Source organism: Nocardia puris (assembly GCF_003315035.1).
GTDB classification, from domain to species: domain Bacteria; phylum Actinomycetota; class Actinomycetes; order Mycobacteriales; family Mycobacteriaceae; genus Nocardia; species Nocardia puris.
Genome location: NZ_QNRE01000002.1, coordinates 415,154 through 432,908, shown reverse-complemented (window position 1 = coordinate 432,908; position 17,755 = coordinate 415,154). Strand labels below are relative to the sequence as shown.

Below are 17,755 nucleotides of genomic sequence, written 5' to 3'. Positions count from 1 at the left end.
GAGGCTGGATTTCTGCCGCCGATGGCATGACTCGCTCTAGTTCTTTCGGTGGGTACGCCGAGGCGCGCCGAACTCTAGGCTGGAGCGGTGGTCACTCTCCGGCGCCCCCTCTGGCATGAGCCGCGGCCCGCGGACGCCCCACCCGTCGGTCGGCTCGACTGGCTGCTGGTGGGCCTGTTCGCGGCCGCCGCCCTGCTCGAAGGAGTCCTTCGACCGGACGTGGAGTGGCGCCTCCTCGTGACCGTGCTCGCCCTCGCGGTGACGCCTGCCTTGCTCTGGCGGCGGGACCGCCCCCTGATGGCCGCCCTGGTCGGGTGGAGCCTCGCCGGGCTGCTCTCGGTCGTGCAGTTGGCCGCGCACACCGGGGACCTCGGCCTCCAGTCCATGATGGCCACCCTGATCCTGCTCTACTCCCTGGTGCGGTGGGGCTCGGGACGGGAAATCATCTTGGGGACGGCGTTCGTGACGGTCGTCACCGCGCTGGGGATGTACGCCGCCTCCTCGGGCTGGACCGACGTTTTCGGCGGGACCGTCCTGTTGCTGTTGTTCGTCGCTCTCGCGGCGGTGTTCCGCTTCCGCGCGGACCTCTGGCAACGTCAGCAGCGCGAGATCCGCAATCACGAGCGCGTGGCGCTGGCGCGCGAGCTGCACGACATCGTGGCCCACCACGTCTCGGCCATCGCGGTGCAGGCGCAGGCCGGTGGCGTGGTCGCCGGCACCCAGCCCGAGAAGGCCGCCGAGGTGCTGTCGGCGATCGAATCGGAGGCGTCGCGAACACTGGCGGAGATGAGGTCCATGGTGCGGGTGCTGCGTGCGGACGAAGGCGTCGACTACTCACCTCCCCCGGGTGTCGCGGACCTGCCCGCTCTGGCGCGCGCCGACGCGGCACCCACCGTCGAAGTCTCACTGGACAATTCGCTGACCCGGCTCGCGCGACCCGTCGACGCCGCGCTCTACCGGCTCGCGCAGGAATCGCTGACCAACGCCGTCCGTCACGCCCGGAGCGCGACTCGCGTCGCGATCGACGTGCGCCGCGAGGGCGACGCCGTCAGACTGCGTGTCATCGATGACGGGCAGACCGAACCGGGGCCTGCCCCCGAGCCCGGGTTCGGCCTGCTGGGCATGGCCGAACGCGCCCAGCTCCTCGGCGGATCACTCTCCGCGGGGCCGGGGCCCGAAGGTGGCTGGGTGGTCGAGGCCGTGCTGCCCGCGGAGGCACCGGCATGAGCATCCGCGTGGTCGTTGCCGACGATCAGGACTTGGTCCGGACCGGGCTGGTGATGATTCTCAGCGCGCAACCTGGAATCGAGGTCGTGGGCGAAGCGGCGGACGGGCTCGCGGCGCTCGACCTGGCGACCCGGCTGCGTCCCGATGTCCTGCTCGTCGACATTCGGATGCCCGGGCTCGACGGCGTAGAGGTGACGCGGCGGCTGGCCGGACCGGACGTGCTGGACCCAATGGCGGTCGTGGTGATAACCACCTTCGACCTCGATGAATACATCCTGGGCGCCCTGCGCGCCGGCGCCCGCGGGTTCCTGCTCAAAGACGCCGGACCGGAGCTGCTCGTGCAGGCCATCCACGCGGCGACCGACGGGGACGCCCTGATCGCCCCCAACGTCACCCGCCGACTACTGGCGACCTTCGCCGACCAAGCCCCGGCGGTACCGGTCCAGCCCATCGACCCACTCACCGAGCGCGAGGAGGAGGTACTCGCCCTGGTGGCCCGAGGCCGGACCAACGCCGAGATCGCCACCGAGCTCTTCGTCGGCCTGAGCACGGTCAAGTCCCACGTCGCCTCCCTGATGACCAAGCTCGGCGCCCGCAACCGCGTCGAGATCGCGATGTGGGCGCACGACACCCGCCGCGTACGAGCCGATTAGCGGGTGGCCCGTCTTCTACCCCGAACACGGCCGCCATTCGACATCGGCCGCTGCTTCTCAGCGACCGTGAGGCGAAGCCGTCGCCACCAACCCAGCTTCCCCGGCAGAAACCGAACACCTCCTCACGGTCTGCACCCGCGCCGCCAACCACCCGTCACTCACTCCCGATGTGGGACAACGGCTTACAACCTGGTGCGTTGATCACGCCACCACTCTCATGCCGGCCGCAATCCGGATCGCAACCCAGGTGGAATCCCCCGCCCCGCTGCTATCAGCAATCGAACACCTCGCCACCCACCTCGATTCCAGTACCGAAACCCTGACGAGGTTGCACGACGACATCCCGTACCCGACACAAGTACTCGCACCTGTCGCCGCCACCCTCACACAGGCGCTTGTTCAGCGATACCGGCGTCCACCCAAGGAGGTCAGCGCCTCAACAATCTCGCGGTCCGGTTGGGTGAGCTGGAACGCCGGGAGGACGGATCGGCCGCCGCCGAGGAAGCCCTCAGCATCTACCGCTCACTGGCCGAAAGACGGCCAGTGGTGTTCACAACCCATGTCGAGCGAGTCCAGCGAATCGTCGACTGGCTTAGCTCAAACCAAGATTGACCCCCACCACGCGATCTCACCGAACATGCCGCGCAGGGGGTGGGGGCGGACGTACCATCCCACCGTGGCTGACTCAACGCGCTCCACCGCCCTGCGGGTGCTGGTCTACAGCAACGACGCCGACACGCGGCAGCAAGTGATGGCCGCGTTGGGGAGGAACCCGCACCCCGAGCTCCCCTCTCTCGAGTACCTCGAGGTGGCGACCGCGCCGGTTGTCATCGAGCAGATGGATGCCGGGGCGATCGATCTCGCCATCTTGGATGGGGAGTCGGCGCCGGCCGGGGGGCTCGGGATCGCGAAGCAGTTGAAGGACGAGATCGCGGAGTGCCCGCCGATTCTGGTGCTCACCGGGCGGCCGGATGACGCGTGGCTGGCGTCGTGGTCGCGGGCCGAGGCGGCGGTGGCGCATCCGATCGATCCGATCCGGTTGACCGAGGCCGTCGTGACGCTGCTGCGCAGCCGTAGCGCCGCCTGATTCATAGCTTTCGCTCATCACCGAGAACAATGCGGCCACCGCCGCCAGCAGAGCGACCGATGAGCAAATCTCACCAACGCGCGGAATCCCCCGCCGCGCACACTCACGCGCGCCCAGCCGCCCGCACGACACGCGCCGGCAACTCATCGGTGACTCAGATACCCAGCGGTAACAACACCGCATAGCAGAACTCCAGCACAGCCCACGAATACGTCACGTGACACCGAAGCCCGATTAGCCCACTTCGGTCATGAATCGTAGTTCCGAATTCGATCAAACATCCGATCTCAAAGGCATCGGCGGCCCCGGCAACGGTTGTAATCTGTGCCGTAGCTCACACCGGCGCGTGTGCGACATCAGCCCGTCGCACCAGGCCGACGGGCCTGGCCGAGGCCACCGTCCACGCCGCCGCCACGGAGCTCCGTGCCCCAAGGAGGGGGAAGTGCTGTCGTGAACCTGGAATCGCCGACCCTGGTACTCGGCGCGATCGCCGCGGCGTTCGCGGTGTTCTCGCTCGTCATGGCCGCCCTGATCGGCCCCAAACGCTACAACCGCGCCAAACTCGAACCCTACGAATGCGGCATCGAGCCCACCCCGCACGCCGTCGCGGGCGGGCCGGGAAGTGTTACCGGACAGCGCTTTCCGGTGAAGTACTACCTCACGGCGATGTTGTTCATCATCTTCGACATCGAGATCGTGTTCCTCTACCCGTGGGCCGTGCACTTCGACGCGCTGGGGCTGTTCGGGCTCGCCGCCATGGCGCTGTTCATCTTCAACGTCTCCGTCGCCTACGCCTACGAGTGGCGCCGCGGCGGGCTCAGCTGGGACTGATCGCAATGAAACGCAGTCCGCGTCACGGGAGTTGGTCGTAATGGGTCTCGAGGAGAAACTGCCCAGCGGGTTCCTGCTGAGCACGGTGGAGGATTTCGCCGGCTACCTGCGCAAGGGGTCGCTGTGGCCGGCCACCTTCGGCCTGGCCTGCTGCGCGATCGAGATGATGGCCACCGGCGGTGGGCGTTTCGATATCGCGCGCTTCGGCATGGAGGCGTTCCGCGCGTCCCCGCGCCAGGCCGATCTGATGATCGTCGCCGGACGCGTGAGCCAGAAGATGGCGCCGGTGCTGCGGCAGGTCTACGACCAGATGACCGAGCCCAAATGGGTGCTGGCCATGGGGGTCTGCGCGTCCTCGGGCGGGATGTTCAACAACTACGCCATCGTGCAGGGCGTCGATCACGTGGTGCCGGTGGACATCTACTTGCCCGGCTGCCCGCCCCGCCCGGAGATGCTGCTGAACGCGATTCTGGCGCTGCACGCCAAGATTCAGGAGATGCCGCTCGGCGTGAACCGCGAGGAGGCCATCCGCGCCGCCGAGCAGGCCGCGCTCGACACCACCCCCACCATCCGGATGGAGGGTCTGCTGCGATGAGCGCCGACGCGAAAGACCAGGCCGCGACCGCGGGCCCGGAAGGCACCCCGCCCGAGACCGGCGGTGAGCTGATCGGCGTGCGGCGCGGCATGTTCGGCATCTCCGGCACCGGCGACACGTCCGGCTACGGCCGCCTGGTCCGCCCGGTCACGTTGCCGGGCAGCTCCCCCGAACCGTATGGCGGGTACTTCGACGAGGTCGTCGACGCGCTGCGCACGGCGCTGGCGGGCGCGGACACCGCGTTCGAGACCGCTCTGGAGAAGGTCGTGGTGTTCCGCGGCGAACTCACCCTGCACGTGCGGCGCGACCACCTCCAGGCGGTGGCGCGCGCGTTGCGTGACGACGCCGCACTGCGTTTCGAGCTCTGCCTCGGCGTGAACGGCGTGCACTACCCCGACGACACCGGCCGCGAACTGCACGCCGTCTACCACCTCATGTCGATCACGCACGGCCGCCGGGTGCGCGTGGAAGTGGCCGCGCCCGACGACGATCCGCACATCCCGTCGCTGTTCGACGTGTATCCGACCACCGACTGGCACGAACGCGAGACCTACGACTTCTTCGGCATCCTCTTCGACGGTCACCCGTCGCTGACCCGCATCACCATGCCGGACGACTGGCGCGGGCACCCCCAGCGCAAGGACTACCCGCTCGGCGGGATCCCGGTCGAATACAAGGGCGCGCGCATCCCGCCGCCCGACGAGCGGAGGGCGTACAGCTAGTGAACGACATCGACACCCAGCCCGGCGCGCGCACCACCGGCGCCGGGCCCGACCCCGCCATGACCGACTCGCGGGAGCCCGCCATGAACAGCTTCGAACCCACCGTCGTCACCGTCGGCGGTCAGGACTGGGACGCGGTCACCGAAACCCTCGGCACCGTCGGCGAAGAGCGCATCGTCGTCAACATGGGTCCGCAGCACCCGTCCACGCACGGCGTGCTGCGCCTCATCCTGGAGATCGAGGGCGAGACCGTCACCGAGGCCCGCTGCGGCATCGGCTACCTGCACACCGGCATCGAGAAGAACCTCGAGTTCCGCAACTGGACCCAGGGCGTCACGTTCGTGACCCGCATGGACTACCTGTCCCCGTTCTTCAACGAGACGGCGTTCTGCCTGGGCGTGGAGCGGCTGCTCGACATCACGGACCGGATTCCGGAGCGCGCCACCGTGATTCGCGTGATGCTGATGGAACTCAATCGCATCTCCTCGCATCTGGTGGCGCTGGCCACCGGCGGCATGGAACTGGGCGCGCTCACCCCGATGCTGTTCGGGTTCCGTGAACGCGAACTCATCCTCGACGTCTTCGAGACCATCACCGGTCTGCGCATGAACCACGCCTACGTCCGGCCGGGCGGTGTGGCGCAGGACCTGCCCGACGACGGCGTGCAGAAGGTGCGCGACCTGCTGGCACTGATGCCGAAACGCCTGCGGGACATGGAACATCTGCTCACCCAGAACCCCATCTGGAAGGCGCGCACCCAGGATATCGGCTACCTCGACCTCACCGGCTGCATGGCGCTCGGCATCACCGGCCCGGTGCTGCGCTCGGCGGGGCTGCCGCACGATCTGCGCAAGGCCCAGCCGTATTGCGGTTACGAGACCTACGAATTCGACATCCCCACCACCACGGGCTGCGACTGCTACGGCCGCTACCTGATCCGGGTGGAGGAGATGAAGGAGTCGCTCAAGATCGTCGAGCAGTGCCTGGACCGGTTGCGGCCGGGCCCGGTGATGATCGAGGACAAGAAGCTCGCCTGGCCCGCCGACCTGCAACTGGGCAAGGACGGCCTGGGCAACTCCCCCGCCCATATCGGACGCATCATGGGCACCTCGATGGAGGGGCTGATCCACCACTTCAAGCTCGTCACCGAGGGCATCCGCGTCCCGGCGGGGCAGGTGTATTCGGCGGTGGAGTCGCCGCGCGGCGAGCTGGGCGTGCACATGGTCAGCGACGGCGGCACCCGGCCCTACCGGGTGCACTTCCGCGATCCCTCGTTCACGAATCTGCAAGCGGTGGCGGCGATGTGCGAGGGCGGCATGGTCGCCGACGTCATCGCCTCCGTCGCGAGCATCGACCCGGTGATGGGTGGTGTGGACCGATGACGACAGCGGCACGCAGCGATACCACGGGCAACGGCGGCGGATCCCCGATCCTGCTGCGGCTGTCCACCCGGCCGGAACCGTATCCGCCGTTCGTGCGCGACCGGCTCGAGGCCGACGCACAGGAGATCATCGCCCGCTACCCGCACCCGCGCTCGGCGCTGCTGCCGCTGCTGCACCTGGTGCAGTCCGAAGAGGGGTTCGTCTCCGGCACCGGAATCGACTTCTGTGCCGAGCAATTGGGCCTCACCGGCGCGGAAGTCACGGCGGTGGCGACGTTCTACTCGATGTTCCGCCGCGCCCCCACCGGCGACTACCACGTGGGCGTCTGCACGAACACGCTGTGCGCGGTGATGGGCGGTGACGCGATTCTGCGGGCGCTGGAACAGTATCTGGGCATCCACCACGGCGAGACGACCGCCGACGGCGCGATCACCCTCGAGCACATCGAGTGCAACGCGGCCTGTGACTACGCCCCCGTGGTGATGGTCAATTGGGAGTTCTTCGACAACCAGACCCCTGATTCGGTGCGTGCCTTGGTCGACGCGCTGCGCGCCGGACAGCGGGTCACGCCCACGCGCGGCGCGCCGCTGTGCACGTTCCGGGAGACGGCGCGCATCCTCGCGGGCTTCCCCGACCCGCGCCCCGGCGCTCTCGACGGCGCGCCCGGCCCCGCCACGCTCGCCGGCCTCGAGGTCGCCAAGGAGCTCGATATGCGAGCGCCGCAACCGGATTCGGAGGGCCTGTGATGACCACCCTCACCCCGGTGCTGTCCCGCCACTGGGACGACCCCACGGCGTGGACCCTCGACACCTATCGCCGCAACGACGGCTACGAGGGCTTGCGCAAAGCGTTGCGCATGGACCCGGACCAGGTGATCCAGACCGTCAAGGACGCCGGGCTGCGCGGTCGCGGCGGCGCGGGCTTCCCGACCGGCATGAAGTGGGGGTTCATCCCGCAGGGTCCCGGCCCCGACGGCGCGGTGAAGCCGCACTACCTCGTGGTGAACGCCGACGAGTCCGAACCCGGTACGTGCAAAGACATTCCGCTCATGATGGCCACCCCGCACACACTGATCGAGGGGGTGATCATCGCCGCCTACGCGATCCGCGCGGCCACCGCGTTCATCTACGTGCGCGGTGAGGTGGTGCCGGTGCTGCGCCGCCTGCACGCGGCGGTCGCCGAGGCCTACGCGGCCGGATTCCTCGGCCGCGACATCCTCGGCTCCGGCTTCGATCTGGAACTCATCGTGCACGCCGGCGCGGGCGCCTACATCTGCGGTGAGGAGACGGCGCTGCTCGACTCGCTCGAGGGCCGCCGCGGCCAGCCCCGCCTGCGCCCACCGTTCCCCGCCGTCGCCGGCCTCTACGCCTGCCCGACGGTGGTGAACAACGTGGAGTCCATCGCGAGCGTGCCCGCGATCCTGCACCGCGGCACCGAGTGGTTCCGGTCCATGGGTAGCGAGAAATCACCCGGGTTCACGCTGTATTCGCTCTCGGGACACGTCGCCCGGCCGGGACAGTACGAGGCGCCGCTCGGCATCACGCTGCGCGAACTCCTGGGCTATGCGGGCGGAGTTCGCGCCGGGCACCGGGTGAAGTTCTGGACGCCGGGCGGGTCCTCCACACCGCTGTTCACCGAGGAGCACCTCGACGTGCCGCTGGACTACGAGGGCGTCGCGGGCGCGGGCTCCATGCTCGGCACCAAGGCGTTGCAGATCTTCGACGAGACCACCTGTGTGGTGCGCGCCGTGCTGCGCTGGACCGAGTTCTACGCCCACGAATCGTGCGGCAAATGCACGCCGTGCCGGGAGGGCACGTACTGGCTCGTGCAGTTGCTGAAGCGGGTCGAGCAGGGCCGGGGCACCGAATCGGATCTGGACAAGCTGCTCGACGTGAGCGACAGCATCAACGGCAAGTCGTTCTGCGCGCTGGGTGACGGTGCGGCGAGCCCGATTCTCTCCTCGCTGAAGCACTTCCGCGAGGAATACATCGACCATGTGCGCGGCGGAGGGTGTCCCTTCGATCACTCGCGCTCGACGGTCTGGGCCGAGGCAGGAGGGGTGCAGTGACCACGTCATCGCGCAACGAGCCCGTCGGGGTCACCGGAGGCTCGAAGGAACCCGCCCCCGTCGACATGGTGTCGCTCACCATCGACGGCGTCGCCGTCAGCGTGCCCGCCGGGACGCTGGTCATCCGCGCCGCCGAACTGATCGGCGTGCAGATCCCCCGCTTCTGCGACCACCCGCTGCTCGACCCGGTCGGCGCCTGCCGCCAGTGCCTGGTCGACGTGGAGGGCCAGCGCAAACCGGTCGCCTCCTGCACGCAGACCGTCGCCGAGGGCATGGTGGTGCGCACGCAGCTCACCTCTCCCATCGCCGAACGCGCGCAAGAGGGCGTGATGGAGCTGCTGCTCATCAATCACCCCCTCGACTGCCCGGTGTGTGACAAGGGCGGCGAGTGCCCGCTCCAGAACCAGGCCATGTCCACCGGTCGCCCCGAAACGCGTTTCGAGGGTGAGAAACGCAAGTACCCCAAGCCGATTCCGCTGTCGAGCGCCGTGCTGCTGGACCGCGAACGCTGCGTGCTGTGCGCGCGCTGCACGCGATTCTCCCAGCAGGTGGCCGGTGATCCGTTCATCGAGCTGATGGATCGCGGTGCGCTGGAACAGGTCGGCACCGCGCAGGCCGAGCCGTTCGACTCCTATTTCTCCGGCAACGCGGTGCAGATCTGCCCGGTGGGCGCGCTCACCGGCACCAGCTACCGGTTCCGCGCGCGCCCGTTCGATCTGGTGTCGAGTCCGAGCGTGTGCGAGCACTGCGCGTCGGGCTGCGCGCAGCGCACCGACCACCGGCGCGGCAAGGTCCTGCGCCGCCTCGCGGGCGACGACCCGCAGGTCAACGAGGAGTGGAACTGCGACAAGGGCCGCTGGGCGTTCACCTACGCCACCGAACGCGACCGCCTCGCCACCCCGCTGGTGCGCGGCTGGGACGGCGAACTGCACGCCGCGTCCTGGTCGGAGGCGCTGGCCGCGGCGGCCGAGGGCCTGGCGTCGGCATACGGCAGCGCGGGCGTGCTGGTCGGCGGACGGGTCACCGAGGAAGACGCCTACGCCTACGCGAAGTTCGCCCGAATCGCCCTGGGCAGCAACGACATCGACTTCCGCGTCCGGCCCCACTCCGCCGAGGAGGCCGACTTCCTGGCCTCCTGGGTCGCGGGACACGGCGTCACCGTCGACTACGACACGCTCGAGCGCGCGCCGATCGTACTGCTCGCCGGCCTGGAGCCGGAAGAGGAATCGCCGATCATCTACCTGCGGTTGCGCAAAGCCGCCCGCAAACGCGGCTTGCCCGTGTTCTCCCTCGCTCCCTACGCCTCGCGCGGGCTGGACCGCATGGCGGGCACGCTGCTCGCCGGCGCGCCCGGCGCGGAACCGCACCTCCTGGACGCGCTGCGCTCCGGCGAACCGGCCGACGACGAGTTCACCAAGGTGGGGCGACTGCTGCGCGAACCGGGTGCGGTGATCCTGGTCGGTGAGCGGATGGCGGGTGTGCCCGGCGCGCTGTCGGCCGCTGTCCGGCTCGCGGCCGACACCGGCGCGTCCCTCGCCTGGGTGCCGCGCCGGGCCGGTGAGCGTGGCGCGGTGGAGGCGGGTGCGCTCCCGGGCCTGCTTCCCGGTGGCCGCCCGGTCACCGATCCCCTTGCGCGACACCAGGTTCGCGAGGTGTGGAACGTCGACGACCTGCCCGCCGCGCCCGGACGCGACACCGCCGCGATCCTCGACGCGGCCCCCTCGCTCGGCGCGCTGGTCGTCGGCGGCGTCGACCTCGCCGATCTGCCCGATCCCGCCGCCGCCCTGGCCGCCGTCGACGCCGCCCGCTTCGTGGTGAGCCTGGAACTGCGCGAGAGCGCGGTCACCGCGCGCGCCGACGTGGTGTTCCCGGTGGCGAGCGCGATGGAGAAGTCCGGCACGTTCCGCACGTGGGAGGGCAGGCCGCGCCGTTTCGACGCCGCACTCGGCGCGTCCACGGTCCGCCGCCAAGCCGCCCCGCTCGCGGATCACCGTGTGCTGCACGCCATTGCCGACGAGATGCGAGTGCGCCTCGACCTCCCCGACGCCGCCGCCGCGCGTGCAGAGATGGCCGAACTCGGCGTGTGGGACGGGCAGCCCGTCGCCCCGCCCGCGCACCGCGCGCATCCGCTCACCCAGCCGCCGCCCGGCACCGCCGTGCTGGCCGGCTGGCGGATGCTGCTCGACAACGGCCGCATGCAGGACGGTGAACCCAACCTCGCCGGCATCGCCCGACCCCCGGTGGTGCGGCTGTCCCCCGCCACCGCCGCCGAAATCGGCGCCGCCACCGACGATCCCGTCACCGTGTCCTCCGAACGCGGCCAGATCACGCTGCCGCTGCTGATCACGGACATGCCCGACCGGGTGGTGTGGCTGCCGCTGAACTCGCCCGGCAGTTCGGTGCCCGAACAGCTCGCCACCCAGCCGGGCGGCGTCGTGCACGTGCGCCGCGCCGACGAGAGGATGAAGGAGCACCGCCATGAGTGATCCGGCTCTGTTCATCGCGCAGACCGCCGACCCCGACGGTCTCGCGCTCTTCGGGCACGACCCGTTCTGGCTGGTGCTGGTCAAGGCGCTCGCGGTGTTCGTGTTCCTGCTGATGATCCCGCTGTTCGCGGTGCTCATCGAACGAAAAGTCGTGGCGCGCATGCAGATGCGCATCGGCCCCAACCGGGTCGGGCCGTTCGGCATCCTCCAGAGCGTCGCCGACGGCGTGAAGATGGCGCTCAAAGAGGACATCGTCCCGGCCATCGTCGACAAGCCGATCTACATTCTCGCGCCGATCATCTCGGTGATCCCGGCGTTCATGGCGTTCGCGGTGATGCCGTTCGGCGGTGAGGTGTCGATCTTCGGGCACACCACCGCGCTGCAACTCACCGACCTGCCGGTCGCGGTGCTCTACATCCTGGCCATCACCTCCATCGGCGTGTACGGAATCGTGTTGGCGGGCTGGGCTTCCGGCTCCACCTACCCGCTGCTGGGCGGCCTGCGCTCCACGGCACAGGTGATCTCCTACGAGATCGCCATGGCGCTGTGCTTCGCGGCGGTGTTCCTGCACGCGGGCACCATGGCCACCTCGGGCATCGTGTCCGCGCAGGACCGCACGTGGTTCGTGTTCCTGCTGCTGCCCTCGTTCCTGATCTACTGCGTGTCGATGGTCGGCGAGACCAACCGCGCGCCGTTCGATCTGCCCGAGGCCGAGGGCGAACTCGTCGGCGGCTTCCACACCGAGTACTCGTCGCTGAAGTTCGCGATGTTCATGCTCGCCGAGTACGTCAACATGGCGACCGTGTCGGCGCTGGCCACCACGCTGTTCCTCGGCGGGTGGAGCGCGCCGTGGCCGTTCAACATGATTCCCGGCGCGGACGCCGGCTGGTGGGGCCTGTTCTGGTTCACCGCCAAGGTGTGGACGTTCCTGTTCGTGTTCATCTGGTTGCGCGGCACGCTGCCCCGCCTGCGCTACGACCAGTTCATGAATCTGGGCTGGAAGCTGTTGATCCCGGTATCGCTGCTGTGGGTGATGCTGGTGGCCACCGCGCGCCTGCTGCGCCAGGAGGGCTACGAGTGGGCCACCGGTGCGCAGATCGTGGCCGGCGCGGTGATCACCGCGCTCATGATCGGCATGTTCCTGCGCGCGGGCCGCCGCAAGGGCGCGCCCCCGCCACCGGAGGAACCGGCGCCCAAGGGCGTGTTCCTCGGCTTCCCGACGCCGCCGATCCCCGCCGACGCGCATCGCGTCGACAGTTCGAGTGGCAATCCGCTGGAACCGCTTTCGGGGTTCGCGGTCACCGCGGCGACGATGTTCAAGAAGCCCAACACCGAGTTCTATCCGGAGCAGAAGGTCCCCACCGCGCCCCGCTACCACGGCCGCCACCAGCTCAACCGCTACCCGGACGGGCTGGAGAAGTGCATCGGCTGCGAGCTGTGCGCGTGGGCGTGCCCGGCCGACGCCATCTTCGTGGAGGGCGCCGACAACACCGAGGAGGAACGCTTCTCCCCCGGTGAGCGGTATGGACGGGTCTACCAGATCAACTACCTGCGCTGCATCGGCTGCGGCCTGTGCATCGAGGCGTGCCCGACCCGCGCGCTCACCATGACCAACGAGTACGAGCTCGCCGACGACAACCGCGCCGACCTCATCTACGAGAAGGACCGGCTGCTCGCGCCGCTCGAGCCGGGCATGACCGCCCCGCCGCACGCCATGTATCCCGGCGCGACCGAGACGAACTACTACCTGGGTGAGATTCCGGACGGCGACGAGAGGCGCACCGCCGCGGCGGGCGCGGAAGGAGGTGCGCGGTGATGACCCTGCTGCTGGCCGCCGAACCGCTCACCACGACCTCCACCGCCGAGGCCGTGCAGTTCTGGGTGCTCGCCCCGTTGGCGGTGCTGGGTGCGCTCGGCATGGTGTTCTCCGCCAAGGCCGTGCATTCGGCACTGTGCCTGGCCGCCACCATGATCGCGCTCGCCGTGTTCTACATCGCCCAGGACGCGCTGTTCCTCGGCGTGGTGCAGATCGTGGTGTACACGGGCGCGGTGATGATGCTGTTCCTGTTCGTGCTCATGCTGGTCGGCGTCGACTCCGCCGAATCGCTGAAGGAGACCATCCGCGGCCAGCGCTTCGCGGCCGCGGCGGTGGGGCTCGGGTTCGGGCTGCTGTTCGTAGCCGGGATCGCGACGGGCGTGCGCAACTCCGGAATCGTCTTCCCCGCTTCGGGTTTCGCCGGACGCGACGTGATCGGCGAACTCGCGGAGCTGATCTTCGTGCAGTACGTGTGGGCGTTCGAACTCACCGGCGCGCTGCTGATCACCGCGACCATCGGCGCGATGATCCTCGCGCACCGCGAGCCGTTCGCCCCCCGCCCGACCCAGCGGGAACTCTCGCACCGCCGGTTCCGCGACGGCAACAGCCGCGCCACCCCGCTGCCCACCCCGGGCGTCTACGCCCGCCACAACGCGGTCGACGCGCCGGCCCGGCTGCCCGACGGCTCGTTCGAGGAGCACTCGGTGAGCACGATCCTGCGGCACCGCCGCACCCGGGCGCTCGAGGAGGCGGCCGTGCTCTCGGTCGGCTCCGGCGAGACCAACGGTCACGAGCCCGTCGACGAGGAAGGAAGCCGGTGAACCCCGAGAACTACCTGTTCCTCTCCGCGCTGCTGTTCACCATCGGCGCGGCCGGAGTGTTGTTGCGGCGCAACGCGATCGTGGTGTTCATGTGCGTGGAGCTGATGCTCAACGCGGTGAACCTCGCGTTCGTCACCTTCGCCAGGATGCACGCGAACCTCGACGGTCAGGTGTTCGCGTTCTTCACGATGGTGGTGGCCGCCGCCGAAGTCGTCGTCGGCCTGGCCATCATCATGACCATCTTCCGCGCCCGCCGCTCGACCTCGGTCGACGACGCCAACCTGCTGAAGTTCTGACGTGGATACGGCCATCCTCACCCTGCTGCCCGCCCTGCCGCTCGCCGGGGCGCTCGTCCTGCTGCTCACCGGCCGCTACGCCGACCGGTGGGGTCATCTGCTCGGCTGCGCCACCGCCCTGGCCTCCTTCGGCGTGGCGGTGTGGGCGTTCGCGGAGATGCTGGGCCGCGCCGGCGCCGACCGCGCCGTGCACGCCGACCTGTTCAGCTGGGTGCCCGTCGCCGGGCTCCAGGTCGACTTCGGACTCCAGCTCGACCAGCTGTCGATGTGTTTCGCGCTGCTGATCACCGGTGTCGGCTCGCTGATCCACATCTACTCGATCGGCTACATGAGCGACGACCCCGATCGCCGCCGGTTCTTCGCCTACCTCAACCTGTTCCTCGCGGCCATGCTGCTGCTGGTCCTGGCGAACAACTACCTGGTGCTCTACCTGGGGTGGGAGGGCGTCGGCCTGGCGTCGTACCTGCTGATCGGGTTCTGGTACCAAAAGCCTTCCGCCGCAACGGCGGCCAAGAAGGCGTTCGTGGTCAACCGCGTCGGCGACATGGGTCTGGCGATCGCCATGATGATGATGTTCGCCGCGTTCGGCACCGTCGGCTTCGGGGCCGTGTTCGCCGCCGCGCCGGGCGCGAGCGAAGGCACGCTCACCGCGATCGGCCTGTTCCTGCTGCTGGCCGCGTGCGGCAAGTCGGCGCAGGTGCCGTTGCAATCCTGGCTCGGGGACGCGATGGAAGGCCCCACACCCGTGTCGGCGCTCATCCACGCGGCCACCATGGTCACCGCGGGTGTCTACCTGATCGCCCGCTCGGGCGCGATCTTCGACCTCGCGCCCACCGCCCAGCTGGCCGTGGTGCTCGTCGGCGCGGTGACGCTGCTGTTCGGCGCGATCATCGGCTGCGCGAAGGACGACATCAAGAAGGCGCTGGCCGCGTCCACCATGAGCCAGATCGGCTACATGGTGCTCGCCGCGGGCCTCGGTCCCGCCGGTTACGCGTTCGCGATCATGCACCTGCTCACCCACGGCTTCTTCAAGGCCGGCCTGTTCCTCGGCGCGGGTTCGGTGATGCACGCGATGAACGACGAGACCGATATGCGCCGCTACGGCGGCCTGCGCACGCTCTTGCCGATCACCTACGTGACGTTCGGGCTCGGTTACCTCGCGATCATCGGCGTGCCGCCGTTCGCCGGGTTCTTCTCCAAGGACAAGATCATCGAGGTGGCCTTCAACGAGGGCGGCGTCGGCGGCTTCGCGCTCGGTTCGGCCGCCCTGCTCGGCGCGGGCCTCACCGCCTTCTACATGACGCGGGTCATGCTCATGACGTTCTTCGGCGACCGGCGCTGGCAGCCCGACACCCATCCGCACGAATCGCCCGCCGTGATGACAGGGCCGATGGTCCTGCTGGCCATCGGATCGGTGGCCTCGGGTGCGCTGTTCGTGATCGGGAACTCGCTCCAGAACTGGCTGGAGCCGGTGGTGGGCGCGCATCACGGCGAACACGTGGTGCCGGCGGCCGTGGTCACCGCGCTCGCGCTGAGCGTGGTCGCGGTGGGCGTCGGGATCGCCTACTACCAATACGCGCAACGCCGCATCCCCGAGACCGCGCCGCAGGACGTGTCGGCGCTGACCGTCGCCGCCCGCAACGACCTCTACGGCGACGCCGTCAACGAGGGCGTGTTCATGCGGCCCGGTCAGCACCTGACGCGCTCGCTGGTGTTCGTCGACAACCGCGGCATCGACGGGCTGGTCAACACCGTCGCCGCGGCCATCGGCGGGTTGTCGGCGCGCGCCCGGCGCGTGCAGACCGGATTCGTCCGGTCCTACGCCCTGTCCATGTTCACCGGCGCGGCGCTGGTCGCCGCCGCACTCTTGGCGGTGAGGATCTGGTGAGCGGATACGCGCAGTCCTTCGGCGCCTGCCGGTGGTACGGGGTTCCGGCCGAACATCGTTTCGGGGCACCGCAACCCGGGGCGCACCTCGTCGGGGTGGCCGGGATCGCTCCCCCGAATCCCGCCACGACCCGCGGGCGACGCCTGCGTGACGCCGTGGCGCGCCACCGCCCGGCCCGCGTGCGGAAAGTGTCCATGTTCACCGGCGCGGCCCTGGTGGTCGCGGCCCTGCTGGTGGTGAGGATGTCGTGAGCTCATACCCCTGGTTGACCACGCTGTGGCTGCTGCCCGTCGTCGGCGCGGTGGCCGTGCTCGCGGTGCCCGCCGCGCACAAGACGGTGGCGCGCGGGCTCGCGCTCACCGTGTCGGCGGCGGTACTGGCGCTCGGACTGGTGATCGCGACGCGGTTCGATCCGGGCGGCGCGCAATTCCAGCTCGTCGAATCCCACGAGTGGATCCCCGCTTTCGGCGCCGGGTACACCCTCGGTGTAGACGGCATCGCCATGGTGCTGGTGCTGCTCACCGCCGCGCTGGTACCGCTGCTGATCCTGGCGGGCTGGCACGACGACCGCGAGGTCGGCACCGGCAAGCGCGTCGCGCACACCTACATGGCGCTGATCCTGCTGGTCGAGGCCATGGTGCTGATGTCGTTCCTCGCGCTCGACATCCTGCTGTTCTACGTGTTCTTCGAGGCGATGCTCATCCCGATGTATTTCCTCATCGGCGGATTCGGGCCGCGCACGGTGGACGCGCAAGTGCGCCAACAACGTTCGCGGGCCGCGGTGAAGTTCCTGCTGTACAACCTGTTCGGCGGCCTGATCATGCTCGCCGCCGTGATCGGTCTGTACGTGATCACCGCGCGCGACGGACTCGGCACCGACGGGGCGGGCACCTTCGACTTCCGGACCGTCGTCGCGGCCGCCAACGCGGGCGAGCTGGGTGCGACACCGGCGGTGCTCAACGCGCTGTTCCTCGGATTCATGTTCGCGTTCGCGGTGAAAGCGCCGCTGTGGCCGCTGCATACCTGGCTGCCCGACGCGGCCGTGGCCGCCACCCCGTCGAGCGCGGTGCTGATGATGGCGGTGGTCGACAAGGTCGGCACCTTCGCCATGCTGCGTTACTGCCTGCTGCTGTTTCCCGACGCGTCGTCCACCTACGCGCCGCTGGTGGTGACGCTCGCCGTCATCGGCATCATCTACGGCGCGCTGCTCGCGATCGGCCAGACCGACGTGATGCGCCTGATCGCCTACACCTCGATCTCGCACTTCGGGTTCATCATCCTCGGCATCTTCGCAATGACCAGCCAGGGCCAGTCCGGCGCCACGCTCTACATGGTGAACCACGGAATCTCCACGGCCGCACTGTTCTTGGTCGCCGGATTCCTGGTGTCGCGGCGCGGCACCCGGGTGATCGCCGAATACGGCGGCGTGCAGAAGGTGGCGCCCGTGCTGGCGGGCACGTTCTTCATCGCGGGTCTGGCGACGCTCTCGCTGCCCGGCCTCGCGCCGTTCGTCAGTGAATTCCTGGTGCTGGTCGGTACGTTCAGCCGCTACCAGGTGGCCGCGATCGTCGCGACGGCCGCGCTGGTGCTGGCCGCGGTCTACGTGCTGTGGCTGTATCAGCGGATGATGACCGGTCCGGTGAAGAAGGGCAGCGAGCACATCTACGACCTGGTGCCACGCGAGATGGTGGTGGTCGCTCCCCTCATCGCGGCGCTGCTGTTCTTCGGCGTGTATCCGAAACCGGTGCTGGACTTCATCAATCCCGCCGTGGACCAGACGCTGACCACCATCGGCGTCGAGGACCCGGCTCCCACGGTGCCCGCTCCCGAAGCGGGCGCGGCCGACCTCCAGGAAGGAGGGCACAAGTGAGCGCCACCTCGCT

16 protein-coding genes and 1 pseudogene are annotated in these 17,755 nt (G+C 69.2%); all 17 read left to right on the top strand.

The window, feature by feature from the left end; genetic code table 11:
- The first annotated feature begins 87 nt into the window (after window positions 1–87).
- The 17 genes and pseudogenes from DFR74_RS07550 (at window position 88) to DFR74_RS07475 (ending at window position 17,742) form a co-directional block, all read left to right on the top strand.
- A complete protein-coding gene (locus tag DFR74_RS07550) occupies window positions 88–1,227 on the top strand; it encodes a sensor histidine kinase (RefSeq protein ID WP_067501663.1) in 1,140 nt (379 codons plus the stop codon).
- Entirely contained in the window at window positions 1,224–1,880 is a 657-nt protein-coding gene (locus tag DFR74_RS07545) for a response regulator (RefSeq protein ID WP_067501666.1), read from the top strand. The genes DFR74_RS07550 and DFR74_RS07545 overlap by 4 nt, the downstream gene beginning before the upstream one ends.
- A 637-nt stretch (window positions 1,881–2,517) precedes the next feature.
- On the top strand, window positions 2,518–2,967 hold the full coding sequence (locus tag DFR74_RS07540; RefSeq protein WP_067501670.1) for an Rv3143 family two-component system response regulator: 450 nt from the start codon (window positions 2,518–2,520) through the stop codon (window positions 2,965–2,967).
- 450 nt (window positions 2,968–3,417) lie between these two features.
- Window positions 3,418–3,798: an NADH-quinone oxidoreductase subunit A gene (locus DFR74_RS07535; protein ID WP_067501673.1), complete on the top strand. Its 381-nt coding sequence runs from the start codon at window positions 3,418–3,420 to the stop codon at window positions 3,796–3,798.
- 40 nt (window positions 3,799–3,838) lie between these two features.
- On the top strand, window positions 3,839–4,393 hold the full coding sequence (locus tag DFR74_RS07530) for a NuoB/complex I 20 kDa subunit family protein (protein ID WP_067501676.1): 555 nt from the start codon (window positions 3,839–3,841) through the stop codon (window positions 4,391–4,393).
- Entirely contained in the window at window positions 4,390–5,115 is a 726-nt protein-coding gene (locus DFR74_RS07525; RefSeq protein ID WP_067501680.1) for an NADH-quinone oxidoreductase subunit C, read from the top strand. Before DFR74_RS07530 ends, DFR74_RS07525 begins: the two co-directional genes overlap by 4 nt.
- Window positions 5,116–5,174: 59 nt before the next feature.
- Window positions 5,175–6,497 carry an NADH-quinone oxidoreductase subunit D gene (locus DFR74_RS07520; RefSeq protein WP_067502132.1) on the top strand — a complete coding sequence of 441 codons (1,323 nt, stop codon included), beginning with the start codon at window positions 5,175–5,177 and terminating at the stop codon, window positions 6,495–6,497.
- Window positions 6,494–7,243 (top strand): NADH-quinone oxidoreductase subunit NuoE, encoded by a 750-nt coding sequence (gene nuoE / locus DFR74_RS07515; RefSeq protein WP_084537206.1) that lies wholly within the window; start codon window positions 6,494–6,496, stop codon window positions 7,241–7,243. Before DFR74_RS07520 ends, nuoE begins: the two co-directional genes overlap by 4 nt.
- A complete protein-coding gene (gene nuoF, locus DFR74_RS07510; RefSeq protein WP_067501681.1) occupies window positions 7,243–8,565 on the top strand; it encodes an NADH-quinone oxidoreductase subunit NuoF in 1,323 nt (440 codons plus the stop codon). Before nuoE ends, nuoF begins: the two co-directional genes overlap by 1 nt.
- 65 nt (window positions 8,566–8,630) lie before the next feature.
- Entirely contained in the window at window positions 8,631–11,051 is a 2,421-nt protein-coding gene (locus DFR74_RS07505; protein WP_113975037.1) for an NADH-quinone oxidoreductase subunit G, read from the top strand.
- Window positions 11,044–12,288, top strand: a pseudogene (gene nuoH / locus DFR74_RS07500) (NADH-quinone oxidoreductase subunit NuoH); the annotation flags it as partial. The gene DFR74_RS07505 and the pseudogene nuoH, both read left to right, overlap by 8 nt.
- A gap of 75 nt (window positions 12,289–12,363) precedes the next feature.
- Window positions 12,364–12,867 carry an NADH-quinone oxidoreductase subunit NuoI gene (gene nuoI / locus DFR74_RS37005; RefSeq protein ID WP_232331587.1) on the top strand — a complete coding sequence of 168 codons (504 nt, stop codon included), beginning with the start codon at window positions 12,364–12,366 and terminating at the stop codon, window positions 12,865–12,867.
- The gene (locus DFR74_RS07495; protein ID WP_067501685.1) at window positions 12,867–13,688 is read left to right on the top strand and encodes an NADH-quinone oxidoreductase subunit J; all 822 of its coding nucleotides are present in this window, start codon (window positions 12,867–12,869) and stop codon (window positions 13,686–13,688) included. Before nuoI ends, DFR74_RS07495 begins: the two co-directional genes overlap by 1 nt.
- Window positions 13,685–13,984 carry an NADH-quinone oxidoreductase subunit NuoK gene (gene nuoK / locus DFR74_RS07490; RefSeq protein ID WP_067501688.1) on the top strand — a complete coding sequence of 100 codons (300 nt, stop codon included), beginning with the start codon at window positions 13,685–13,687 and terminating at the stop codon, window positions 13,982–13,984. The genes DFR74_RS07495 and nuoK overlap by 4 nt, the downstream gene beginning before the upstream one ends.
- 1 nt (window position 13,985) lies before the next feature.
- The gene (gene nuoL, locus DFR74_RS07485) at window positions 13,986–15,872 is read left to right on the top strand and encodes an NADH-quinone oxidoreductase subunit L (RefSeq protein ID WP_067501691.1); all 1,887 of its coding nucleotides are present in this window, start codon (window positions 13,986–13,988) and stop codon (window positions 15,870–15,872) included.
- On the top strand, window positions 15,869–16,123 hold the full coding sequence (locus DFR74_RS07480) for a hypothetical protein (protein WP_067501694.1): 255 nt from the start codon (window positions 15,869–15,871) through the stop codon (window positions 16,121–16,123). The genes nuoL and DFR74_RS07480 overlap by 4 nt, the downstream gene beginning before the upstream one ends.
- Window positions 16,120–17,742, top strand: a complete 1,623-nt coding sequence (locus DFR74_RS07475; protein ID WP_067501697.1) for an NADH-quinone oxidoreductase subunit M — start codon at window positions 16,120–16,122, stop codon at window positions 17,740–17,742. The genes DFR74_RS07480 and DFR74_RS07475 overlap by 4 nt, the downstream gene beginning before the upstream one ends.
- The last annotated feature ends 13 nt before the right edge of the window (window positions 17,743–17,755 follow it).